Origin of the sequence: Thalassotalea mangrovi (genome assembly GCF_005116735.1) — a bacterium.
GTDB lineage: Bacteria > Pseudomonadota > Gammaproteobacteria > Enterobacterales > Alteromonadaceae > Thalassotalea_A > Thalassotalea_A mangrovi.
In genome coordinates this window covers 72198-95265 of record NZ_SWDB01000030.1, presented here as the reverse complement: position 1 = coordinate 95265, position 23068 = coordinate 72198, and the positions used below count along the sequence as shown (strand labels likewise).

Sequence of the window (23068 nt, the reverse complement as noted above, 5' to 3'; positions counted from 1 at the left end):
ACAACCTATGCAGAAGTTAGCTTTAAAAACAATATTATTAACGGTAGTCATCGGGGTAGCCGGTTGCTCATCCGCTCCAAAAGAAGTTGAGAAAATCCCCGACAAATCAGCGCAGGCATTATATATGGATGCCAAAAGTGCATTGGACAACGGCTTATACCAGAAAGCCATTCCTATTCTTTCCGCTATCGATTCCCGCTACCCATTTGGTGCGGTATCACACCAGGTTCAGCTGGACTTAATTTACAGTTATTACAAAACGGGTGATACGGCTCAGGGTGTTGCTCTGGTTGATCGTTTTTTACGACTAAACCCTGGCCACCAAAACGTTGATTATGTGCACTATATGCGTGGTCTAATCAACTTGTCGGAGGAAGAGAATCTATTCCAGGAGTTAGCCGGGATAAATCGCAGTGATCGAGATCCGACTCACGCTCGCGAAGCCTTTAAAGATTTCAAAACGGTATTAACCAAGTACCCAGATAGCAAGTATGCGGCAGACTCGCGCGCACGAATGATCGCAATCAAGAGTCGACTGGCTGATTATGAGCTGGCCGCTGCTCGCTTTTTTATGGAGCGCCAGGCTTATGCAGCCGCTGCAAACCGGGGCCGCTATATCGTCGAGTTCTATTCACCAAGTGCGCAGGTGGAAGATGCCTTGGAAATTATGATTGAGTGCTATCAAAAATTAGGCCTGGATGATTTGGAGCGTAATGCCAAACAAGTGCTGGCACTAAACTTTCCAGACAATGCTTTAGTGAGTAGTATGTAACTCATTTTAATTAAAAAAATAGCCGGCAATGCCGGCTATTTTTTTATCTATTCTTTGTTTTCGTTAAACTAGATCGCCGACGGACCTTCTTCTGAAGTACGGATGCGGATAACTCGCTCGATATCCGTTACGAATATTTTACCATCGCCAATTTTACCGGTTTGTGCCGTTTCGATAATGGCATCAATGCAACGCTGAACATCGTCGTCAGCAACGACAATTTCCAGTTTAACCTTTGGCAAAAAATCCACCATGTATTCGGCACCACGGTACAATTCGGTGTGACCTTTCTGACGACCGAAGCCGCGCACTTCTGATACTGTCATACCGGTAATATTGACTGCTGCTAACGCTTCCCGCACATCATCCATTTTAAATGGCTTGATAATGGCTTCAATTTTTTTCATTGCTATCCTTCCGAAAACTAAACCAAGTTGCGGGCCTTCTGCTCTTTCCTGCCCGAACCTTGCTCAAAACCATGCGAATGTCTTTTTGACATTGCTCTGCGATAAAGATTATCGCCAATTCCTGAATCAGTAAAGTAAAACACTCGTCAGCCAAAAATAACATAATCCTTTTGATGACCTACACTTGAATTGTTTCAATACTGCTGGGAGGAATACCATGTCATTAGCTCGCCTGGTTTATATGACTTTAGTGGCTGTTTTCATTGGCGGCTGTAGCTTTTTTGTGGAAGACACGCCCGCAAAACCCGATAACTTTAATTTCGATCGGGATATGGTCACCGGCGTTCGCATCGTCGAATGCACCGAACAGGATCCAAAAGGCTTTTGTGTCGCCGCCCAATGCGTTGCCGACGATATTGAAGATTGTCAGCAATGGCTGCAGGCATGTAAAAGTTATGACCTAAGTGGCGAAGGAGATGATAAAACGGCGCGGTGCGCAACGGCTAAGTAATAATGCTTTCGCATTATTACTGTCTTAAAGGGAGACTGCATTACTGTTTTAGAGGGAGACTGCGTCGGTGAGAAAACCTTCTCGTTGCCAGGTTTCCGGGTTATGGCTAGGGAAGGCCTATATGCAGAAAATGCAGGAGCAATTTTCTGTGACAGACTGACGTCGAAGACAACGAATAGCCTTGAACTTTGTCATCCCGGTGAAGACCGGGATCTCGCTTTTACTGTTTTCTTGAGATTTCCTGTCGCGGCAGGAAATGACGAAGAACTGAAATAAGGTGGAAGTGTCTAGCTTCGCTGGTGGAAGTCGTCACCCACCTTCCTCTTCCACCTCAACTCTCGCTTTCGCTAGGCGCAATCTTCGATTGCATGCTAGGAGTGATAACGTGCTAGGAGTGTAATGTGCTCGTAGCTGCAAGTTGAGGCCCTTCGCTCACCTAGACCTGAAACCCGAAACCTCAATCTTGCTTGCCACTAGTCAGATTGGTAGACTAGCCTTTTTATGCGCTATTGAGGTTTAACATGGATCGCCAGGCTATCATTGCTGAAATGAAAGTTTTGCCAGAAATTGATGTACAATTCGAAATCACCCGTCGGGTAAACTTTATTAAAGAACAATTGATCCAGTCTGGATTAAATCATTTGCTCCTTGGTATCAGTGGTGGTGTCGACTCTTCAACTTGTGGTCGTTTAGCGCAGCTTGCCATTAATGAATTGAATGAAGAACATGGTGGCGGTTATAAGTTTGTCGCGGTGCGTTTACCTTATAAAGTGCAGGCTGATGAAGACGATGCCCAGTTGGCATTACGATTCATCGAGCCGAATCAGGTGTTATCGACCAATATTTTTGCCGGTGCCGAAGGCATTCATGAAGAAGCCGTCACGGTACTAGAACAAGCCGGTCTATTAAACGCCGATAATCGTCGCCTGGATTTTTCTAAAGGCAACGTAAAAGCCCGTACTCGAATGGTCATGCAATATCATCTTGCCGGTATCCTCGGCGGCCTGGTCATTGGTACCGACCACAGCGCCGAAAACATTACCGGTTTTTATACCAAATGGGGTGATGGTGCCTGCGATATGATCCCGCTATTTGGCCTTAACAAGCGCCAGGTAAGACAAATTGCTGCGGCGTTGGGCGCTCCTGAAAAACTGATCAGCAAGCCACCAACGGCGGACTTAGAAGAGTTAGAACCCGGTAAGAAAGACGAAGATGCGTTAGGTTTAAGCTACGATAATATCGATGATTTTCTTGAAGGCAAAGAAGTCAGCCCGCATGTTGAAGATACGTTAATTGAAATTTACCTGCGCACCCAGCACAAGCGTAAACCGATTCCTAGTATTTATGATTAAGCTTAACGCTCTCTGGTTCTAGCCTTAAAGTATTAATACTACGAACGGAGTGTTTTCCTGTCAGTAAAAAAAGCCGCTATCTGCGGCTTTTTTGTGTTAGCTAGGTTTTCATTTTAACTTACCGGACAATCATTTCTTTCATCGATTGCGTGTAAATTTAAGGTGTAAGAACCTGACATTAGCGCGTCAAAAACTAAATTCGTATCGCCTTTGCTCACCTGCGCTTCCGCTTTATCGGCGGCTGCGACAACCCCATTCATTCCGGCTACACACATTTTTATCTTGTCATCACCTTTAGTCGTTAAACTGTCGATTTCCACTTCCCCTTTCCAGGTTGAGATTAAATCGAACGAACGGGTTCGACAGGTATACGTTGAGTAATCCTGACTCAAATAACAAGTGCCTGCCGACGTGTCTTTGAACATGATGTCCAGAGAACCAATTTCGATATCGCCGGTAATATCCCCGGTCAGGATGACATCACCATAAACGGCATAATCGGTCGCAAGGCAGGTGAAATTATCGATCTGGTCGTCAGCTGAGACACCGGTAAAGGTTTGTCGATACCGATCACAAGTAAAAACGCTGGCAGTGTCGTCAAACTCAATATATCCGTCCCAACCATTGCCCCAGTCGTAGACATCGCAACTATACGTCAGTCGATGGCCACCAAGAATTGTGCTGGAATCAACTAGCTGGCAATTTCCTGCACCATCGGAGGTATTAGCTTCGGGTTTAAACCGGCTCAATGGCAGGGTGGTATAAAGGTTAGCTGCAAAGGTTAGCTCATGACGCTTCGAAGGTGGATCGCTCGGGTCAAACGGACAATAAGGATCCATAGAATAGCCAAATGTGTCCATTTTTGTCACATCGATATAACCAGCATCCGTATTCAAACAGAAAAAGTCCGTCGGCACGCCCTCAAACAACATGCCCGGTTGATCACCAATGTAACTGTCTGCACGCACCATGATACCTTCGGTTATACACAAATCACCTTCGTTGCTCCCGGGAGACATATCCGAAATCACAAAATCATGGGACGCCTGACCCTCTACGGGTAATTTAAGTGCATCGGATACTCCGACCGAGTAATAAATAATCTTTTTACTTAAATCCTCTATCGGATCGCCATTTTTATCCGTCGCATATGCCATGCCCCGGTAAACCCGGCGGGCGGCAATTCTTGGATCAGCAAACTCATCCAGAGTGGTGGGATCACCCTGACAGATTTTATCGCGCTGAGTAATACCGGTTGCTAGCATGACTCCGATATTGCCGTGCCAGCCCCCCCCTAAATAGCAGGTATAATCATAATAATGGTAATCTCCGCTCTGGGTTAACAAGGTCGTCGTTGTTGACTCGTCGATTTGGATCGGCGTCGTATTACCTTCATCATCCGTAATGGTGTAATAACGCTGACAATAGGCTGCATCGGATGCTTTAATGTAAACCTGACCTGGTTTTAGTGAAGATTGAGTCGCCGTATCTATATATACCCGCCCTGAGATTTCGACAAAACCAGTACAGGGTACACCGGTTCGCTGGTTATTATCATCAAGTTCACAGGCATCTTCGAGGGTTAGCACCACATCGTCCCCGGCTTCGTCACCATTGGTTAAGCGCAAATCGCCGTCACCACGATCCAACAACCCAGTTAAGTCCCCATTAGTATCGGTATCAATAATTTCACCAGCTTTTACTTGCCCAGCTCCCAAAACCGCACGTCCTGTAGCAGAGCGAACTAATGGGTCGTCATCCAAATCCATCCCTAACAAACCGGTGATTGATGGGGATTTAAAACCAAGCTCCGTCTGCAGTTGTACCTCATGTGTTTCATTTTCGGCACTCACCCAGGACACCATAACGCTGATTTGTCTGGTATCGGCTACCTGAGTTATTTGCTCCTGGCGTGAAAATTGTGCATTGGTGCCTTTTATTGAAGTCTGGTTGGCGAATCCTAAAGTAAGCGCATACAAATCTTGAAATTCATCAATATCAGTAACGTCACCGGTATAGTTGCGCATTTCTTCAAGGCGCTGCTGTGCTAACGCAATTGCCTCAGCCCGTGCTTTATTATCATTGCTATCTTCCACTACGCTCGACTGAAAAACCGCAACGGCCAACAAGCCAACCGCTAGTATTGCCAGAGCAATAAGAACTTCTATCAGACCAAATCCTTTATTCCGTGTCATTTATGTTCTCCTAAAAATCTCTCCAGCTTCCAGCTGCGATTGTACGCGGCCCATTACTGCGGGTTTTTTGAAGCAGCCCAGTATTAAAATGAATATCGAGGCTACCGCTGGTGGTATTAAATGAACCGCCCGAAATTACCGCTCCATGAAAGGTTGAGTTACCAGATGCCGTCGCGGTGCCCATCACAAACACCACACCATAAAAATGTGGCGAACCTTTAAACTCAACATCACCGTTAATGATCAGTATCGAAGGCGCTTCATCGGCATCGGGGCATACATTACTGCCGGTTACAGCGCTGCTACATCCAACGGTACCGCCGTCGATAACGACATTCCCCTCGTACCATACAACCTGATTTGTAGAATTCAGTGCACAACCGGCATAGGTATTTGACGGGCATTCACGGGTTTCCGCAGGATTTGCGGGATCAATAATCACCGATGCCATCAACTCCCGATACGCTTCCGGCGACATGCCAAAAAAGTTTTCAAAAATCCCCTCAGGGCTTAAATTCGCGAGATCACTGTCATGTTCGAGAATATCCAGGCCTACGGTTTCCTTGTTGGAAGTCTGAATCTCGTTACAGGCTCTTGGTATGTCCATGCAACCCGGATAGGCAGGATCAGAAGGATCAGCAACAAAAGTCGCGGTCGAGTTGTTCGAGCCAATATCTATATCGCCGCCACTCCAGATGGTCGAATGCCCTTCCGGGTTGTGAACCGTTGCTGAGCCATTTACATCCAATGCGCCTCGAGTAGTCAATGGATTATCAGGATGATTTGGTAACGGATCTAGAGACTGCATGGTTGCAGTAACCGTTCTCGTCGAAGACCGGTCATCGCTTACCGCCTGGGATATAACCTCAAGCGAAGAAATATCTCCTACATTTATCTCATTGACGGTAACGGTCACCAAAGCGGTGCCAACGGTTCCTGATGGTGAATCACCGATGCCATCACTGTCGGTATCAAATACCGGGTCGATAACGTCATCATTATTACGATCAATACCATCAGCAAGGTATTCCAGTGCAATAGCGAGGCCAGCCTCTGCGGCTTCAAAAGTGGCTTTACCGCGAAAATCGTTGTTAACGATTTTTTGTTCGAACAATACAGTTCTGGCCAGATAAACCGATACCATAGTTACTAATATCAATAATATTATTGAAATGGTTAGTACTGCCATTCCCCGTTGTGATTTGAGCTTCCCATACTTAGGGTTACATCCTGTCATCATTACCTCACCCTGATTAGATCATTGCGAATTCTTACGCTCTGTGTAATTTGCATCGATACCGAGTTATCACTTTTCAACACACCGGCAAGTGATACTTCAATATCCCGGGTTTCAACCGTGATTTCACCACTTCCTACGGCGGGCACCAGACTGTAGCAATCCGCCTCGCCCGCATCGTCTATACCATTGGCGCCATCATCATCAATACCATTTGGCTCAGATGAGTCAACACAGGCCGAATTTTTTGGGTTAAACGTTAATCGAGTAATGGTATAAAGATCGCTATCGCTGAGATCCATCCACACCCCATTATTACAATTATCACCATCGGTTACGGTGCCACTGGCACGCATTTGCACTACGCCGTCAAGTAAGCGAAAGCCAAAGTACTCTGAATCAGCGTCGACCACGCCATTTTCGTTTTCATCGTAGGCGTAAACAATGCACTCACCATTTACGTCCGTATTATCGGCATAGCCTGTATTACTGGCTGGACTGTTTATCACTTCAAGAGCAGTGTCATCAAGTTGGCTAAAGGGGTTGGTTTGAGGCTCAGAAATAAAGTCATTCCAATAACCCGCACGGCGAATATCATTGCTCATCACCGACATAATGGTCATTAGTTGTGTATTTAATTTGCTGCTTTTTAACGTATCTGAACTGGATTTAACCACGGCCACGTAAATGCTGATAACACCACTGAGGACAACGATACCCAGCAGCATCGACAATAATAAATCGACCAGGGTGATACCTGCCTGTTTATGAAACGTCATCCCTGACACTCCTGGTAATCACTTAAATGAGTAGAGCACACAGAAATACTGCCTAATTTAGACAGGGTAATTTTCGTAGATTTATTACTGGCGTTAGTCAGAGTGAACACCATGGGATTACTGGCAACTCCACGCTTAGGATCAAAAATGATAAAATTACCGGCGCCGGTTAAATTGGTTAAGTTGAGAGAAATGGCATCATATTGACTGCTGTCTACGCGATTGAGGACGTTATCATCTGCAGCATTAAATACATCATCGCCATTATCTGACATTAACGTGCAGGCATTACCGTCACTGTTGTTAACAATTGTAGGGTCACAGGCAATCTCTGCCTTGATGCCATAAGCCCACTGCGTTGAATTAACACCACTAAAATTGACATACACGGATTGCGATCGAACCAGTGATTCAACCCGGGCGAGTTGTAACTGGGTATATAAATCTTCGGTAGCAGCGACCAAATGCCGTGACTCAATACTGCGAACAAATGAGGGACCGGCGACCGCAGCTAATATCCCGATGATAGCAAGCGCAACCATCAGTTCGATTAGGCTAAACGCGGCCATATTCTTTAATAATCGAACATGTTCGCGGGTTGAATTTTGCGCAAAGCGAATGCAGGAAACGGGTGACGCTCCCTGACCAAGGCGATCAGCCTTAGCAAAGGCTGCACCGCTTAGATTGAATTTATTAGCCATCTTTCCTACCCCTTAAAAGGGTGACATCCATTGTACTGACAGGTCCCGTTTTTCAGGGTCCACTAATCCTTTTTCTTTTCTTATCAGGATTTAATGACGACTACTCTCTGTCTATTTTTTAGACTAACACTGAAGTTGGTTTGAATACAAGCAGTTAAGCGTCGATGCTAATGCATCGACGCTGTTGCAGAGGGAGACTGCGTCGAGGGAGACTCCGTCGGTGAGAAAACCTTCTCGTTGTCAGGTTTCCAGGTGACAGACTAACGTCGGAGACAACGAATAGCCTTGAGCTTTGTCATCCCGGTGGCAACCGGGATCTCGTTTTTATGATTTCCTGAGATTTCCTGTCGTGGCAGGAAGTGACGAAGGCTCTGAGGCTTGCGAAGTTTCTGGGTGTCTAGATGTGTCGAAAGATGACTATGGGTGTCAATGAAATGCCTTATCCTTGGTCATCCCGGCGTCGGCCGGGATCTCGCTCTTTATATTCTGGTTAAGATTTCCTATCAAGTAGGAAATGACGTAGATCTTAAGCTAAGAGGAAGGTGGAAGGTGGCAGTCGTCTTCCACCTCCCTCTCCCACCATAACCCCCGCTCTTAACTAGGCGCAATCTTCGATTGCATGCTAGGAACGATTTTTAATCGTGTGCCAGGAGCTGATTTATCAGCGTGCTAGAAGTGACAACGTGCTAGAAACGACGTGTGCTAGAAATGAAATGTGCTAGAAATGAAATGTGCTAGAAATGAAATGTGCTAGAAATGAAATGTGCTAGGAATGAAATGTGCTAGGAATGAAATCTGCTAGGAATGAAATCTGCTAGGAATGAAATGTGCTTAAAAAGAGTCAGTAATTCTCACTGACTCTTTTTCAAAATCTACGATTACCAACATTGCGCCGGAGCTTTCAGGCCCTTAGGGTTGGCTGCGTTAACGGTCAGGGTGATGCTAGTACATCCGGTATCAGATGTCTGTGCGCCCTGGGCTGTAGCAGTGATGGTATAACTATTGCCTGACGCATTACTCAGGGCGAACGCGTAATAGCCTTCCTGGCTGGAACTACTGCTTTTTACTGTAGTAGCTGCCCCGGAAGCGCCGCAACTGTTCGCACCACCAATTGCCTGGGCGTAAAATGGGCAGCTGCCACGAAGTTTCTGCTGCGCCAGCATCATCGACATCATTCCTGAATGTGCATCACTGCGGCGAGCTTTGCGCACTGAATCCTGATAGCCCGGATAGGCGATCATCGATAAAATCCCGACAATCGCTACCACCACCAGTAACTCTATTAAGGTAAATCCCTGAGTTTTACTCGTATTGTTTTTCACTCTTTGTCTCCCTACAGACAACCATCGTTACGTGCAACGACACTGATATCGACCTGGACAAAACCACGATCAACATTTGTCAATTCAATGCTGGCGGTCTTACCGTTAATAATATTCTCAGGTGTAGTCGGAGTTGGTATAGGCGCACCCACACAGATGTCATGGTTGCTCTTTTGCGCAGTGTACATTACCTTTCCGGACCATTGATTAACGGCATCAAATTCAGCACTGGTACAAGAGTAACTGGTTCCGTCGGAATTAGTCAAACAGCTTCCGGTCGCATCGGAAATCGTTATGGCGCCGACAGCCCCTGCTAATTTATCAATATCCCCGTAAATGGTTACTGTACCTTTACCGGTATCATCATTGAAACAGTCGAAATCTGTTATCGTCTGATCACCGGTCACGTCAGTAAAGCTTTGCTTTAACGTGGTACATGAGAAGATTGAAGTATCCGGCGAGATTTGTACAAATCCGGTCCAGCCATTACCCCAGTCATAAATATCACAAACATAATGCAGGCTGTACGTGTCACCAGATTTGGTCCAGTCTTCCCGGCGACAGTTGCCGAGACCATCGGACGTGTTAACCCGGGTACGATAGACATTTTCTTCCCAGAAACTGACAGAGGTTAAGTTAACGGTACCGCGAATCTCATGACGCTCGGACGGTGGATCCGATGGGTCAAATGGACAATAGTCTTCAATACCATAACCAAAGGTATCCAGTTTCAATTGATCCACATAACTTGAATCAACATTCAAACAATAAAAATCGGTTGGCACGCCCGCAAACAGTGCACCTGCAACACCACCAATGTAAGAATCGGCACGAACCATAATCCCGCGGCTCGAGCATAATTCGCCATCATTATCACCGGGGTTCATGCTCGCCAACACAAAATCATGACCCGCCTGGCCTTCAGCTGGTAAGACTAAGGCATCGGCCACCCCAATCGAGTAATAAATAATATCGCCATTAGCGTCGGTTAATTTTGTGGTTTTAGTATCGTCCGTATAATCATGAGCCATACCACGATATACACGCCGTGCGGCAATTTTTGTATCTTCCCAGGGATTCACCGACGTCGGATCGCCCATACAGACTTTATCGTTACGGGTGATACCACCAGCAAGTACCAGCCCGATATTTCCGTGCCAACCACCACCTAAATAACAGGTGTATTCAAAATATTTGTAGCTGCCCGTGGTCGTGATGTGAGCAATAGCAGTTGAAGAGTCCACTTGTGCCGGCGCACCTAAGGCTGTGTAATAATAACGCTGACAGTATGCCGCATCGGATGCCTTTACGTAGATATCACCTGGCGTTACCCTGGTTTGCGTTGCAGTATCTATGTATACCCGGCCGGAGATTTCAACAAAACCAGTACAGGGTAAATCGGTACGATCGCCGTTAGTATCCAGTTCGCAAGCGTCTTTTAACGTCAAAACAACGTCATCACCGGCTGTATCGCCATTGGTCAGACGTAAGTCACCATCGCCGCGATCCAATATGCCGGTTAAATCACCGTTGATGTTCATATCAACAACGTCGCCAGCTTCTACTTCACCTTCACCAAGCTCCGCGCGACCGGTTGCCGAACGCACCATGGGACCATTAGCGTCAAAGTCATCCAACTCGCCGACTAATGATGGCGATTTGAAACCTAATTCACTCTCGATAACCACTTCTTCAGGCTCACCAGAACCATTTTGCCAACTCACCTTGACGGTGATTTGTTTGGTTTCATTGTCCTGAACAATACTTTCCTGACGTGAAAACACGGCATTAATGCCCTGGTGCGAAGTCGCATTGGTAAACCCTGTGGTTACCGTAAACAAAGAATCGAACTCACTGATGTTTTTCACTTCATCGGTATAGTTACGCATTTCTTCCAATCGCGCCTGTGCTAGCGCAAGCGCTTCGGCCCGGGCTTTGTTACTGGCACTGGCACCAACCATTTCGCCCTGAAATACGGCAACACCAAGCAAGCCAACGGATAAAATGGCCAGGGCAACCAGTACTTCAATCAAGCTGAATCCAAATCGTTTATTGTTATTTTTCATCGTGCTTCCTTATCAGAAATCTCAGAAATCGTGCCAGCTTCCTGACGCTACCGTTCTGGGACCATTTTCCCGGGTCTTTTTCAATAACCCGGTATTAAAGTGAATATCCAAACTACCGCTAGTCGTACTTAAACTACCACCAGTGATCACTGCGCCATGGAATGTTGAATTACCACTGGCACTGGCATCGCCCATGATAAACACCACACCATAAAAATGCGGGTTACCTTTAAAAGTCACATCGCCATCGATAATTAAAATGGTGGGCGCTTCGTCATTATTAGGGCAAACGTTACTCCCTGATACAGCTGAGCGACAACCGACGGTGCCACCATCGATTTCTAAATCGCCCTGGTACCAGACTACCTCATTGGTAGAGCCACCTACACAAGCATCATAGGTATTGGCGGCACAACCGACAGAGTCACCCGGAGATGCAGGGTCGACCACCACTGATGCCATAATTTCTTTATAGGCCGTTGGTGACATACCAAAGAAGTTTTCAAAAATACCTTCCGGGGTTAGATTAATCAGATCCGAGTCATGTTCGAGGATATCGAGGCCAACGACTTCCTTATTGGAGGTTTGAATTTCATTACAGCCCCTTGGGATATCCATGCAGCCGGGATAATTTGGATCGGTAGGATCGGCAATAAACGTTGCGGTCGAGTTGTTTGAACCAATATCAATATCACCACCACTCCAGATGGTACTGTGCCCCTCCGGGTTATGAACGGTCGCAGAACCATTGACATCGAGGCTGCCTCGAGTAGTTAATGGGTTATCCGGATGATTCGGTAACGGATCGAGAGACTGCATCGTTGTGGTTACGGTTTTTACCGACGCATCATCGAGACTGGCCGCCTGGGATACGACCGTTAATGAGGTTATATCGCCGGCAGTTACTTCAGCGACCGTCACTAATACATTTGCCTGGCCAACCACACCGCTGTTCGAATCCCCCAGGCCATCATTATCGGAGTCAAATACCGGATCGATGACCCCATCATTATCACGGTCCAGGCCATTGGCTAAATATTCAAGGGCAATGGCAAGCCCTGCCTCAGCACTTTCAAAGGTGGTTTTCGACTGAAAATCGTTATTGACCATCTTCTGTTCAAACAAGATGGTGCGCGACAGGTATAAAGATACTAATGTCACTAGAACCAGCAATATGATGGAGATAGTGAGTACTGCCATACCGGTTTGTTTTTGCCGAGACCGAATTCGAATATCTGTTTTATATCGAATGTTCGGTGCAACGCTATTATTCGTTTTAAAGGGGGGCTTTGTTGTGTTACTACTCAGACACATAACAAAATTTACCTTATTCGTATCCAGTCATTACGGACTCTCACCGACTGGGTTATAGACATGGTCACTTCTGGATCCGCTACCAAAGCCGCGGCAATGGTAATTTGAATATCCCGGGTTTCAACCGTCGTATCACCACTACCTGCCGCTGGAATTTGTGAATAACAATCCCGTTCATTATCATCATCGATACCGTTAGCACCGTCATTATCAATACCATCAGGCTCGCGGGTGTTTACACAGGCAGAGTCGTTACTGTTAAAACTAAGCTCGGTAATCGTATATAAATCACTATCACTGAATACGGTCCAGGTACCATTGTTACAGCTATCACCGTCGGTTACCGTGCCCAGGGTGCGCATTTCGATATTGCCGCTATTTAATCGGTAACCAAAGTACTCGCTGTCCGCATCGACGTTGCCATTTTCATTTTCATCGTACGAGTATGTAATGCACTGGCCGCTAGTCGCTGAGCCCAGGGTAATTTCCGTATCGGCAGCCATCGAAGCAATAACTTCCACCGCGGTATCATTTTGTTGACTGAAAGGGTTGGCAGATGGCGTTTCGGTAAAGGTCGACCAATAACCGGCGCGACGAATATCATTGACCATGATACTCATCATGCTCATTAGCTGGGTATTAAGTTTGCTGGATTTTAGTGTTGAGGCACTGCTGGAAATTACATTGACATAAATGTACGTAGCTCCTGCCAGGACAATAATCCCGAAAAACATGCCGAGCAACAGCTCGACCAGGGTAAATCCTTTTGATTTGCGCTTAGTGATCACGTACAGCTCCTGTATTCACTCAGGTCATTTGAACAAACTTTGATATTACCAATTAACGATAACGTCACCCGTATGGAACTCCCAGAGGCATTGGTCAGCGTATACTGGCGAGCGCCGTCGGTAGTTCCACGGGCTGGATCAAATATGGTTGAATTACCGAACGTGCCACTAATCACCGCCATTTGCATCGTAATGTCTTCATACTCACTACCACTAATTTGATACAGAACATTATCATTGGCAGCGATAAAGGCGCCGTCACCATCGTCTACGGGAAGAACACAGGCATTGGCAGAAGTGTTGTCGGTGATAGTTGGGTCACAGGCAGCTGACTGGTTGAGGCCAAATGCCCAGCTCGTTGATCCCATCCCGGCCACGGAAAATACCACATCTTCAGATCGAAGAAGGGATTCAGAACGGGCTAGTTGCAGGTGCGAGTACAAGGTTTCCGCTGCACTAACCAGATTGCGGTTTTCAATGCTACGAACAAAACTCGGGGCAGCAACACCCGCTAAAATGGCCAGCACGATCAGTGTGATCAGCAATTCGATTAAGGTTATACCACGTATTTTTTTCATTATTATTTACGTCTTAACTTGAGTGAAACGTATTAAAATTCAGTCATCAGTGCTGGCGTACAAGCAAAACGCTATTGACGGAAAACCGTCATGCCAACCGGGCTTCGTGGAAAGTCAGAAAGTACAGAGGGGGGGTTTACTATCTTACAACACATGTTTTACCAGTTTCGTATTATCAGTGTCAGCTATACAAACTAAAACCTCAGGGTAAAAAAATGTTATTAACCAAGATGATAATTAGCAATTTACCAACAACTTTCGCCAATTCCAACTAAAAAAATCGATTATTTTTTATTTTTCTAAATACAATCCCTGTATCGGTAATTGTCACTGCTTAATCAGTCAGGAACAAGCAGTATTTTCACTTTAACATAAGCTTTGTGTAGCGGTTTGTATCCGGAGCTTAAAACGATAAGGTAAAAACGCTATCACCGCAGCGCCCTACAGCCCTTATTTCACTGAGTCATTTGGTTCCCGACCTCCTCATTCGATTATTTTTATCCTTTCCATAAATATTTCTGGCTATGGTTAACTCATTGATTGAATTATTAATAAATTTTGCTGGTAAGTTGCTGTTGTGGCGTTAGTAAATGGCTACCATGTTTAAAATAAGGGAGGTTAGTAATGCAACGTTGTGATCAACAACTGGTTAACTGTCCGGTTAGGGTTCAGGGCCGCTTTTCAAGTAAAGGATTCAGCCTGCTGGAGTTACTAATCGCTTTAGCTCTGTTCTCTTATATTTTCCTCGGCATTGCAAAACTGCAGTTACTACTGGCGCAAAAAAGCAAGATGAGTAATCAGCAGGTAGCAGCGGCAAACATGGGCCTGGATTTGATGAATAAAATTAATCGTAATCATCAGGCAATAAATGACTACATAACGCTTGCTCCAACGACGATTAGCGCGGCAAAAGACTGTCAGTCGGCTATATGTTCTCGCGCAGATATAGCCCGCAACGATTTATACACTATCCAAAACCAGTTACAGTCGCTGCCCTTTGCCAGAGTGAAAGTTACATCTCAATCAGACAACGCTCTGATACAAATCTTCTGGCACCCAAACCCAGCTATAGGAGCCGACTTTAACTGTCCTCAACTCAAAGAAAGTGATTATCATTGCTTTCAGTTAGTCAGGACTTTGGAGCGTACCCCTTGAAGATTATCGATATGCAGCAAGTGACACGCCCCCAAAAGTGGGTCCATTCTTCTCCCCAAAGAGCGCTCGGTGCCTCATTAGTGGAAGTTATGGTGAGTTTAACGATCGGCTTATTTTTAATTGCTCTTATCATAAACTCTTTGCTGTCCCTGAATCGCTCGTTTATTTACGCCGAAGAAATGGCTCGAGTGCAGGAAAGCCTGAGGTTTGCCCGTCACCAACTCATTGAGCCAATACAAAAAGCTCAGTACTGGCAGCAATTACAACCGTTAATAACATATTCTGGCAGTATCACCGCAAATCAATCTCAGACAGAGCAATGTGTTAGTGGTGAAACCAGTTGGGCTTACCAGGTTGCGCATCCAGTCTTTGGCTTGAACAACGAACGAGCCGATTATCAGTGCGTAAGTGCCAGCAGTTTTTTGCAGTCGGATGTATTGACCTTACGTTTCTTACACGAGCTATTGACGAACGAAAACCCCAGTCATCCATTTATTCGCTTTACCAATAATCAAAGTACAGTCTTTGCCGGCCGCGATCAGCAATTTGCAATTAATCAGTTATCCGGCACCATGACTCAAATGCGTGCGGTAATGAGTGAAGCCTTTTATATAGGGAAAACCAGCCGTCGTTGTAATGGTAAAGTCATTCCCGCCCTGTATCGAAAATATTTGGTTGACGGACTTCCAAAAACTGAGGAGTTAGTCAGTGGCGTTGAACGCCTGGAATTGCTGTTCTCAGTATCATCCAGCTCCGATAATACAACCGAACAAGTTGTTGATGCCAGTCAGGTAAGTGACTGGCAGCAAGTCCGGGCAATACACGTTTATCTTGTGGCCAGAAGTGAGTGTGAACTGCCTGGTCCAGCTACCAGCCGCACGTTTTCGCTGGCCAATACGCAGCTTAGCTTTAATGATCGCTTCTTACGAGAGACCAGTAATTTTACGATTCATTTTTAATTAGGGGTTACTGATGAGAGTACAATCCACTAAATCATCGACGCCGACTCTGAAAATCCGTACAGGAGCCGGTTTTATCCTCGCCAGCACATTAATTTTCCTAATGATTTTAAGCCTGGTTAGTGGCGCACTGTTTAATCAGATAATCCAGTCACAACAGCAGGGGAATCTGGCGATTTCGCATATTCGCCTGCTCAATGCACAACAGCATGTTGCTAATCAGGCAAAAAACTTTGCCTGGGACTTGATCGCCAATGAACAGAATTTAACGGTGCCGGCGTCGGGCTTCTGCCCATTTGCGCTAAAAGATACGCAGGCAATGAATGAATGGAAAAGTGCTTCAGATGCCTCGGTAGTCGGCAGCGAACACTGGCGCTATCGCCTGGTGTATACCGGTGAAGTTCAGACTTCCGCCAACTCATCGATGCATACCTTTACCCTGCAACAGATTAATCTCGATTGGCAATCTGTGACGCCGAAAGAACAACTGTTGAAAATCATTGAGACAACGCCGAGTAACGAATGACTCTAAGTACCAGAATTCCAGGCAACACTGACAATATTCGCTCTACTGCCGATATCGGCCCGATTTGGGCGAGGGATTCAGGCTTTAGTCTAATTGAACTGCTGGTTTGCCTTGCAATTGTCACTATCTTGTTGGCGATCAGTTATCCGAACTTTCGACAAACCTGGCTGGCAAGTCAGCGCAATGATGCCAGGCAGCAGCTTTTCAGTTTAGCTGTTTTACAGCAAGAGTGGCTGACCAGAGCAGGAAGTTATCAGGCAAACTTGAGCTTACCGGATTCGACATCTGGTAAAAAAAATTATCGCCTTGAGCAGAAAGTGAAAACCATTGCAGCAGACGGCCTGGATTATTACCAAATAAAAGCCACCGCCATCAATGGTCAGGCGGACGATGTGGACTGTATTGTGTTTACCCTCGATTCATACAACGTTCGAAAAGCCTATAGCAAGGATGGGACGGAAAACCCTGAATGCTGGAAGTAACCAGGTGTTATCCGTTACTTCCACGGATTCAGGCCTCAGGTTTCAGGCTTCAGAAAGCTGATCTGACCCCAGTATTGTCATCCTCACGTACGTGGGGATCTCGCTCTTCAGCTTTTAGTTGAGATTTCCTGTCGTGGCAGGAAATGACGGGAAACTAAAACTGGGTGGAAGGTGGAAGTGTCTAGCTTCGCTGGTTATGGTCATGGGTGACCTATGCATGGAGCTAATTTCGGAGGAAGAAAGCCCGTCTTCCACCTCCCTCTTCCACCATAACTCTTGCTTTTCTTTGGGCACAATCTTCGATTGCATGCCAGGAACGATTTTTAATCGTGTGCCAGGAGCTGGCTTGCCAGCGTGCTAGGAATGTAATGTGCTCGTAGCCGACAATTCAGGCCATTCGCCCTCCGAAACCTGAGACCTGAAACCTGAGCGCCCTGACTAACCGGTAGTCCTTGCTCGGTTAGTCACAATCAATCGCGTTTCCCTGACTCGTCTCATGCACACCATCGCCATCATAATCACGAGAAATGCGAGCCCGACCCGAGCGGCTGACAATAACGGCGCGATGGTAACGTGCGCCATTGCTAGAACAAATGAGTAAAGTACCGTTTTGTGCATGGGTAAAGCCATTGGCATTGAACTGCAAAAATGCTTTGCCCTGAAACGATCGCCAGCTGACGGTAAAGGATTCTTCGGCGGCTGGAACCCGGCGAATTAATTTATCATTGGCAGACCATTGACCGTCGAGGTCCTTATCAACAAAAACCATGCCGCCCTGATGCCAATTACCGTTGCAGGCTAAGCCGTTGATGCTCGGGCAAAGTTGAGCGCGCGACTGAGATGATATCGCCGTTTGTCGGGTAAGCTGAATGTTGGCGCGCCAACGTTCCAGTTCTGTCTTCGATAACAGTTTAAGATAAATATCATTAACACCGGGCAAGGCAAACATCGCCATGATCAGGATAATAGCAATCACCACTAATAACTCGACCAATGTCACGCCATGCAATTTCCTTTTCAACATAATTCATTGTGCGTTGTTTGTATGGTCTTTTAACGTTAGAAAGGAAAATGAAGTTCGCCAGAAAAAACAAAACCACGCGATATGGCGTGGCTTTGCAGAGTATCTCCGGAGGTCGTGATGGACCTATCTTAGTTCCGCTGGCACCGCAAATACGGTCGTTTCCGCACGGCCTGGATTTTCAATCACCACATTGCCGCCATATTCTTCAAGCTTAGCAACCACATTGGAGACTAAGATCTCAGGCGCGGAAGCACCGGCAGTAACGCCCACTTTTTCAATGCCATCTAACCAGGTAGGGTCGATATTATCGGCACCATCAATTAGATAAGAGGTAGTCCCCATCTTTTCCGCCAGCTCACGTAATCGGTTTGAGTTCGAACTGTTCTTAGCACCAACCACTAACAATAAATCCGTTTTACTGGCGATAGAACGTACCGCGTCCTGACGGTTTTGCGTCGCGTAACAAATATCATCCTTACGCGGCCCTTCGATTTTCGGGAATTTTGCTTTCAACGCATCGACAACCTCTGAGGTATCATCAACTGACAAGGTAGTCTGGCTGCAGAAAAACAACACATCGGGATTTTTGACTTCCAGAGTAGCCACATCAGCCACTGACTCTACCAGGTAAATACCACCGATTTCGCTTTCGTACTGACCCATGGTCCCTTCTACTTCAGGGTGCCCGGCATGGCCAATTAAAATACACTCATGATCTTTTCTTGAGGCGCGAGTCACTTCCATATGTACTTTCGTCACCAAAGGACAGGTCGCGTCGAACACTTTCAAACCACGATCTTTCGCCTGCTGACGCACCGCTTTCGATACCCCGTGAGCAGAAAAAATCACGGTATTATCATCTGGCACTTCATCCAGTTCATCGACAAAGATGGCACCACGTTGTTTCAGGCCATTAACCACAAATTTGTTATGAACCACTTCATGGCGCACGTAAATGGGAGCATCAAACAGGTCCAATGCCCGGTCAACAATACTAATGGCACGGTCTACGCCAGCACAAAATCCCCTTGGATTCGCTAATATGATTTCCATTATGCTCCCTCTGTTAAATCGACGTCAGTGAGATCACAGGATCTCAACCACATCAACGGCGAATGTAATTGCCTGACCGGCCAACGGATGATTAAAATCCACGGTTACCGACAGGTCGTTCACTTCACGAATAATCCCAGGTAATTCTCCGCCTGGCTGGCTGAAAGTTATAATACTACCGACTTCGGCTGGTGTCTCGCTGCTAAATTTGGTTCTGTCCAGATAATGGATATTATCCGGATTCACTTCACCAAACGCATCTTTTGCCTGCAGGGTAAACTCTTTACTTTCTCCCGCTTGCAAACCCAATAACTCAGCTTCAAAGGCAGGCGATAAACTGTTATCACCCATGATCACCTTGGCCGGCTTATTATTGACCTTAGTACTGTCCGCCGCTGAGCCATCGGCCAGCTTCATGGTAATGTGCATTAAAACGGTAGAATCATTGGCTATCATACTGCTCGCCATATCTATCTCCAGGGTATATATCGTTAAGACTTACTTTCTGCGCGTTCGGATTTATCATCTTCATTGGTAAAGGCTTCGAAAATCATCAAAGCGGCACCAACAAAAATTGCAGAATCGGCAATATTAAAGGCTGGCCAGTGGTTATCACCAATGTAGAAATCGAGGAAGTCGATGACATAGCCAAACGCCAGGCGGTCGATCAAATTGCCCAAGGCGCCGGAAATAATCAACGCATAGCTGATGCAAATCAATCGCTGATTAGGTTTTGCTTTTGCCATCCATACCGTTAACAGAGCACTGACGCCCAGGGCAATGGCGCTGAAAAACCAACGTTGCCAGCCGCCAGCGTCAGCTAAAAAGCTGAACGCTGCACCGGTATTATGGACATAAGTCAGGTTAAAAAATGGTATGACTGGAATCGATTGATACAAGTCCATGCCTGCCACCACCAATTGCTTGGTGACCTGATCGACAATCAGCATTACTAGCGCTAACCACAGCCATTTCAAGCCAGAATTTTTAATACTCATTATTATTCTCAAAAACTCAATTATGCGAAGTGGCGGATTTCACCGTCACCGTCAACATTAGTAATACAGCGACCGCACAAATCATTGTGCTCAGCATGGGTGCCAACATCATCGGTATAATGCCAGCAACGCTCACACTTCTTACCGTCTGAGGCTTTAATGCTCAACCACAAGCCATCGACATCGGTAGCAAGCGCATCTTGCGGCGCGCCAACTACTTCATTTACCGTTGCTTTTGAGGTAATTAACACAAACCTCAGCTCATCACCCATAGCCTGCAAACGCTTGGCTAGTTTGGCGTCTGCGTACAAGGTAACATCGGCCTGCAACGTCGCACCCACGATTTCATCGCGACGCGCCTGCTCTAACGCTTTATTCACCGCGGTGCGCACGGCTAGCAAGCTTTGCCAGTATTCATTGTTGAACTCGGTATCTTCAGCTAACGCTTTCAGGCCAGTGAACCATTCACCGGTAAATACAAACTCTTCACGTTCACCTGGCAGTTCCTGCCAGATTTCCTGGGCCGTAAAAGATAAAATCGGAGCCATCCAACGAACCATGGCTTCGGCAATCAGGTATAACGCGGTTTGACAAGAACGGCGGGCGTTACTGTTTTCCTGAGCGGTATACTGACGGTCTTTAATGATATCCAGATAAAAACCACCCAACTCAGTGGTACAGAAGTTCATCAGCTTTTGCACAACCGCATGGAACTCATAGTTCTCATAAGCCTCGATAATCTCATCCTGAAGCTGTGCCGCTTTACCGACCACCCAGCGATCCAACGCCACCATGTCATCAAAAGCAACCGTATGCTGATCAGGATCGAAACCGCTCATGTTCGCTAGCAGGAAGCGAGAGGTGTTACGGATACGACGATAAGCATCGGCCTGACGTTTAAAAATTTCGTCAGAAACGGTGATTTCCTGAGTGTAATTCACCGATGCCACCCACAAACGCAGAATATCCGCACCAAGCTTATTGGTGATCTCAGCTGGGGTGATCACATTGCCCAATGATTTGGACATCTTGTGACCTTTAACATCAACGGTAAACCCATGGGTTAATACCTGCGAGTATGGCGCACTACCATTCATCGCTACCGATGACATCATCGACGACATAAACCAGCCACGGTGCTGGTCACTACCTTCGAGGTAGAGATCGGCTTTTTTATCAAATTCTTCGCGTGCTTCTACGACGGAATAGTGAGAAACACCAGAATCAAACCATACATCCAGGGTATCGGTAATTTTAATGTAATCCTGGGCTTCGCTACCCAACAACTCTTCCGCTTCCAGGTCAAACCAGGCTTGGATGCCCTGCTCTTCAACGCGTTGTGCGACCTGCTCCATCAGAGCAACCGAGTCAGGATGTAGCGCATTGGTGTCTTTGTGGACAAATAATGCAATCGGCACGCCCCAGGTACGCTGACGGGAGATACACCAGTCCGGTCGTCCTTCAACCATGCTTTCAATTCGGCTTTGGCCCCAATCCGGGATCCATTCGGTTTTCTTAATCTCTTCTAGCGACTTCTGACGCAAGCCGTTTTGGTCCATGCTGATAAACCATTGTGGCGTCGCCCGGAAAATGATCGGCGTTTTATGGCGCCAGCAATGTGGATAAGAGTGCTCATAGGCATGATGATGCACCAATGCGCCTTTCTCTTTTAACACTTCGACAACATTGTCATTGGCTTTAAACACGTGCTGGTTGGCAAACAGCTCTGTATCAGCCAGGTAAACCCCATTAGCACCAACAGGGTTTGCCACTTCAAGGCTATATTGTTTACCAACATTAAAGTCATCAACACCGTGTCCTGGTGCAGTATGTACACAACCAGTACCGGAATCGGTAGTAACATGCTCACCAAGAATAATCGGCACGGTAAAGTCATAAAACGGATGCTGGACATGGATATTTTCCAGGTCGCGGCCCTGACAAAAACCAAGTGCATGGTATTTATCAATACCAAAACGATCCATACAATCTTTTACCAAATCGGTCGCCAGGATCAGGCGTTGTGGGCCTTTATCGCCTTCAACCTGAACTAAGCTGTACTGCAATTCAGGATGTACAGAGATGGCACGGTTGGCTGGCAGTGTCCACGGTGTCGTGGTCCAGATAACGATGCCTACCGGCCCCTGGCCGCTATGACCTTGTGGGTGCGAGAATTTGTCGGCGATATCATCACTGGCGGTAAACTTCACATCAATGGCCGGCGATACTTTATCTTTGTATTCGACTTCCGCTTCCGCCAGCGCCGAACCACAGTCGGTACACCAGTGTACCGGCTTAAAGCCCTGATGCAGGTGACCATTATCGGTGATTTTTGCCAAGGCGCGGATGATATTTGCCTCTGTGGCAAAATCCATGGTCAGGTACGGCTTGTCCCAGTCGGCAAAAACGCCAAGACGTTTGAAGTCTTCACGCTGGCCATCAACCTGTTTCAATGCGTAATCACGACATTTTTGTCGAAACTCGGCAGAATTAAGTTTTTTGCCGGGCTTGCCAAATTTTTTCTCAACCACTAACTCAATCGGCAGACCATGACAATCCCAACCAGGAACATATGGCGAATTAAAGTCAGACAGGGTTTTCGCTTTGACAATAATATCTTTTAAAATCTTATTAACCGCATGACCTAAGTGAATATTCCCATTTGCATACGGAGGACCGTCATGCAAAATGAATGATTTTTTACCCTTTTTCGCCGCGCGAATCTTTCCGTAAAGATCCTTTTCAGCCCACTCTTTCAATACTTTCGGTTCCCGTTGCGGCAAGTTACCACGCATTGGGAATGCCGTTTCAGGTAAATTTAACGTATGTTTATAATCACTCATTGACTT

General features: G+C 46.4%; 22 protein-coding genes. 7 read left to right on the top strand and 15 right to left on the bottom strand.

From position 1 onward, the window contains the following. The first annotated feature begins 7 nt into the window (after window positions 1-7). Window positions 8-772 carry an outer membrane protein assembly factor BamD gene (locus E8M12_RS12690; RefSeq protein WP_136736533.1) on the top strand — a complete coding sequence of 255 codons (765 nt, stop codon included), beginning with the start codon at window positions 8-10 and terminating at the stop codon, window positions 770-772. Window positions 773-840: 68 nt separating this feature from the next. Here the strand turns inward: E8M12_RS12690 and glnB are convergent, their stop codons facing one another. After that, window positions 841-1179, bottom strand: coding sequence for a nitrogen regulatory protein P-II (gene glnB / locus E8M12_RS12685; RefSeq protein ID WP_136736531.1), 339 nt, complete (start codon window positions 1177-1179; stop codon window positions 841-843). Window positions 1180-1396: 217 nt separating this feature from the next. On the opposite strand from glnB, the gene E8M12_RS12680 reads away from it, so the two are divergent. Next, entirely contained in the window at window positions 1397-1690 is a 294-nt protein-coding gene (locus E8M12_RS12680) for a hypothetical protein (protein WP_136736530.1), read from the top strand. A 521-nt stretch (window positions 1691-2211) separates the two neighbouring features. Continuing rightward, entirely contained in the window at window positions 2212-3042 is an 831-nt protein-coding gene (gene nadE / locus E8M12_RS12675) for an NAD(+) synthase (RefSeq protein WP_136736528.1), read from the top strand. A gap of 113 nt (window positions 3043-3155) precedes the next feature. On the opposite strand, the gene E8M12_RS12670 is transcribed toward nadE, so the two are convergent. The 9 genes from E8M12_RS12670 to E8M12_RS12630 all read right to left on the bottom strand — a co-directional run bounded on the left by E8M12_RS12670 (window position 3156) and on the right by E8M12_RS12630 (window position 14022). After that, window positions 3156-5237, bottom strand: a complete 2082-nt coding sequence (locus E8M12_RS12670) for a type IV pilus modification PilV family protein (RefSeq protein WP_136736526.1) — start codon at window positions 5235-5237, stop codon at window positions 3156-3158. A gap of 10 nt (window positions 5238-5247) precedes the next feature. Next, on the bottom strand, window positions 5248-6477 hold the full coding sequence (locus E8M12_RS12665; protein ID WP_136736525.1) for a PilX N-terminal domain-containing pilus assembly protein: 1230 nt from the start codon (window positions 6475-6477) through the stop codon (window positions 5248-5250). Then, entirely contained in the window at window positions 6477-7253 is a 777-nt protein-coding gene (locus E8M12_RS12660) for a hypothetical protein (protein WP_136736523.1), read from the bottom strand. The genes E8M12_RS12665 and E8M12_RS12660 overlap by 1 nt, the downstream gene beginning before the upstream one ends. Further along, window positions 7250-7954 (bottom strand): GspH/FimT family pseudopilin, encoded by a 705-nt coding sequence (locus tag E8M12_RS12655; protein WP_136736522.1) that lies wholly within the window; start codon window positions 7952-7954, stop codon window positions 7250-7252. Before E8M12_RS12655 ends, E8M12_RS12660 begins: the two co-directional genes overlap by 4 nt. Before the next feature lie 878 nt (window positions 7955-8832). After that, window positions 8833-9276, bottom strand: a complete 444-nt coding sequence (locus E8M12_RS12650; protein WP_136736520.1) for a type IV pilin protein — start codon at window positions 9274-9276, stop codon at window positions 8833-8835. A gap of 11 nt (window positions 9277-9287) precedes the next feature. Beyond that, on the bottom strand, window positions 9288-11342 hold the full coding sequence (locus E8M12_RS12645; protein ID WP_136736518.1) for a type IV pilus modification PilV family protein: 2055 nt from the start codon (window positions 11340-11342) through the stop codon (window positions 9288-9290). 21 nt (window positions 11343-11363) lie between these two features. Beyond that, entirely contained in the window at window positions 11364-12542 is a 1179-nt protein-coding gene (locus E8M12_RS12640) for a PilX N-terminal domain-containing pilus assembly protein (RefSeq protein ID WP_169303137.1), read from the bottom strand. Between the two features lie 122 nt (window positions 12543-12664). After that, window positions 12665-13444: a PilW family protein gene (locus E8M12_RS12635; RefSeq protein WP_169303136.1), complete on the bottom strand. Its 780-nt coding sequence runs from the start codon at window positions 13442-13444 to the stop codon at window positions 12665-12667. After that, window positions 13441-14022 (bottom strand): GspH/FimT family pseudopilin, encoded by a 582-nt coding sequence (locus tag E8M12_RS12630; RefSeq protein WP_136736554.1) that lies wholly within the window; start codon window positions 14020-14022, stop codon window positions 13441-13443. Before E8M12_RS12630 ends, E8M12_RS12635 begins: the two co-directional genes overlap by 4 nt. A 624-nt stretch (window positions 14023-14646) precedes the next feature. Between E8M12_RS12630 and E8M12_RS12625 the strand changes: the two genes are divergently transcribed. The 4 genes from E8M12_RS12625 to E8M12_RS12610 are packed head-to-tail and all read left to right on the top strand — an operon-like array spanning window position 14647 to window position 17144. After that, window positions 14647-15177: a prepilin-type N-terminal cleavage/methylation domain-containing protein gene (locus E8M12_RS12625; RefSeq protein ID WP_136736512.1), complete on the top strand. Its 531-nt coding sequence runs from the start codon at window positions 14647-14649 to the stop codon at window positions 15175-15177. 11 nt (window positions 15178-15188) lie between these two features. Beyond that, window positions 15189-16136, top strand: coding sequence for a PilW family protein (locus tag E8M12_RS12620; protein WP_136736511.1), 948 nt, complete (start codon window positions 15189-15191; stop codon window positions 16134-16136). 13 nt (window positions 16137-16149) lie between these two features. Continuing rightward, window positions 16150-16662 (top strand): hypothetical protein, encoded by a 513-nt coding sequence (locus E8M12_RS12615; RefSeq protein ID WP_136736510.1) that lies wholly within the window; start codon window positions 16150-16152, stop codon window positions 16660-16662. Continuing rightward, a complete protein-coding gene (locus E8M12_RS12610) occupies window positions 16659-17144 on the top strand; it encodes a type IV pilin protein (RefSeq protein WP_136736509.1) in 486 nt (161 codons plus the stop codon). Before E8M12_RS12615 ends, E8M12_RS12610 begins: the two co-directional genes overlap by 4 nt. A 460-nt stretch (window positions 17145-17604) precedes the next feature. On the opposite strand, the gene E8M12_RS12605 is transcribed toward E8M12_RS12610, so the two are convergent. From E8M12_RS12605 to ileS, 5 genes are all read right to left on the bottom strand, one after another. Next, window positions 17605-18168 (bottom strand): GspH/FimT family pseudopilin, encoded by a 564-nt coding sequence (locus E8M12_RS12605; protein ID WP_136736553.1) that lies wholly within the window; start codon window positions 18166-18168, stop codon window positions 17605-17607. Between the two features lie 123 nt (window positions 18169-18291). Beyond that, window positions 18292-19221: a 4-hydroxy-3-methylbut-2-enyl diphosphate reductase gene (gene ispH, locus E8M12_RS12600; protein WP_136736508.1), complete on the bottom strand. Its 930-nt coding sequence runs from the start codon at window positions 19219-19221 to the stop codon at window positions 18292-18294. Window positions 19222-19254: 33 nt separating this feature from the next. Further along, on the bottom strand, window positions 19255-19689 hold the full coding sequence (gene fkpB / locus E8M12_RS12595) for an FKBP-type peptidyl-prolyl cis-trans isomerase (RefSeq protein WP_136736506.1): 435 nt from the start codon (window positions 19687-19689) through the stop codon (window positions 19255-19257). A gap of 23 nt (window positions 19690-19712) precedes the next feature. Then, window positions 19713-20225, bottom strand: a complete 513-nt coding sequence (gene lspA / locus E8M12_RS12590) for a signal peptidase II (RefSeq protein WP_136736552.1) — start codon at window positions 20223-20225, stop codon at window positions 19713-19715. 14 nt (window positions 20226-20239) lie between these two features. Beyond that, window positions 20240-23062: an isoleucine--tRNA ligase gene (gene ileS / locus E8M12_RS12585; RefSeq protein WP_136736505.1), complete on the bottom strand. Its 2823-nt coding sequence runs from the start codon at window positions 23060-23062 to the stop codon at window positions 20240-20242. Window positions 23063-23068 lie beyond the last annotated feature (6 nt).

What these genes read in the sequence shown, in the direction of transcription:
- E8M12_RS12690 (WP_136736533.1), top strand. Translation starts at nt 8, where the DNA reads ATGCAGAAGTTAGCTTTAAAAACAATATTATTAACGGTAGTCATCGGG.
- glnB (WP_136736531.1), bottom strand. Translation starts at nt 1,179, where the DNA reads ATGAAAAAAATTGAAGCCATTATCAAGCCATTTAAAATGGATGATGTG.
- E8M12_RS12680 (WP_136736530.1), top strand. Translation starts at nt 1,397, where the DNA reads ATGTCATTAGCTCGCCTGGTTTATATGACTTTAGTGGCTGTTTTCATT.
- nadE (WP_136736528.1), top strand. Translation starts at nt 2,212, where the DNA reads ATGGATCGCCAGGCTATCATTGCTGAAATGAAAGTTTTGCCAGAAATT.
- E8M12_RS12670 (WP_136736526.1), bottom strand. Translation starts at nt 5,237, where the DNA reads ATGACACGGAATAAAGGATTTGGTCTGATAGAAGTTCTTATTGCTCTG.
- E8M12_RS12665 (WP_136736525.1), bottom strand. Translation starts at nt 6,477, where the DNA reads ATGATGACAGGATGTAACCCTAAGTATGGGAAGCTCAAATCACAACGG.
- E8M12_RS12660 (WP_136736523.1), bottom strand. Translation starts at nt 7,253, where the DNA reads ATGACGTTTCATAAACAGGCAGGTATCACCCTGGTCGATTTATTATTG.
- E8M12_RS12655 (WP_136736522.1), bottom strand. Translation starts at nt 7,954, where the DNA reads ATGGCTAATAAATTCAATCTAAGCGGTGCAGCCTTTGCTAAGGCTGAT.
- E8M12_RS12645 (WP_136736518.1), bottom strand. Translation starts at nt 11,342, where the DNA reads ATGAAAAATAACAATAAACGATTTGGATTCAGCTTGATTGAAGTACTG.
- E8M12_RS12640 (WP_169303137.1), bottom strand. Translation starts at nt 12,542, where the DNA reads ATGGCAGTACTCACTATCTCCATCATATTGCTGGTTCTAGTGACATTA.
- E8M12_RS12630 (WP_136736554.1), bottom strand. Translation starts at nt 14,022, where the DNA reads ATGAAAAAAATACGTGGTATAACCTTAATCGAATTGCTGATCACACTG.
- E8M12_RS12625 (WP_136736512.1), top strand. Translation starts at nt 14,647, where the DNA reads ATGCAACGTTGTGATCAACAACTGGTTAACTGTCCGGTTAGGGTTCAG.
- E8M12_RS12620 (WP_136736511.1), top strand. Translation starts at nt 15,189, where the DNA reads ATGCAGCAAGTGACACGCCCCCAAAAGTGGGTCCATTCTTCTCCCCAA.
- E8M12_RS12615 (WP_136736510.1), top strand. Translation starts at nt 16,150, where the DNA reads ATGAGAGTACAATCCACTAAATCATCGACGCCGACTCTGAAAATCCGT.
- E8M12_RS12610 (WP_136736509.1), top strand. Translation starts at nt 16,659, where the DNA reads ATGACTCTAAGTACCAGAATTCCAGGCAACACTGACAATATTCGCTCT.
- E8M12_RS12605 (WP_136736553.1), bottom strand. Translation starts at nt 18,168, where the DNA reads ATGTTGAAAAGGAAATTGCATGGCGTGACATTGGTCGAGTTATTAGTG.
- ispH (WP_136736508.1), bottom strand. Translation starts at nt 19,221, where the DNA reads ATGGAAATCATATTAGCGAATCCAAGGGGATTTTGTGCTGGCGTAGAC.
- fkpB (WP_136736506.1), bottom strand. Translation starts at nt 19,689, where the DNA reads ATGGCGAGCAGTATGATAGCCAATGATTCTACCGTTTTAATGCACATT.
- ileS (WP_136736505.1), bottom strand. Translation starts at nt 23,062, where the DNA reads ATGAGTGATTATAAACATACGTTAAATTTACCTGAAACGGCATTCCCA.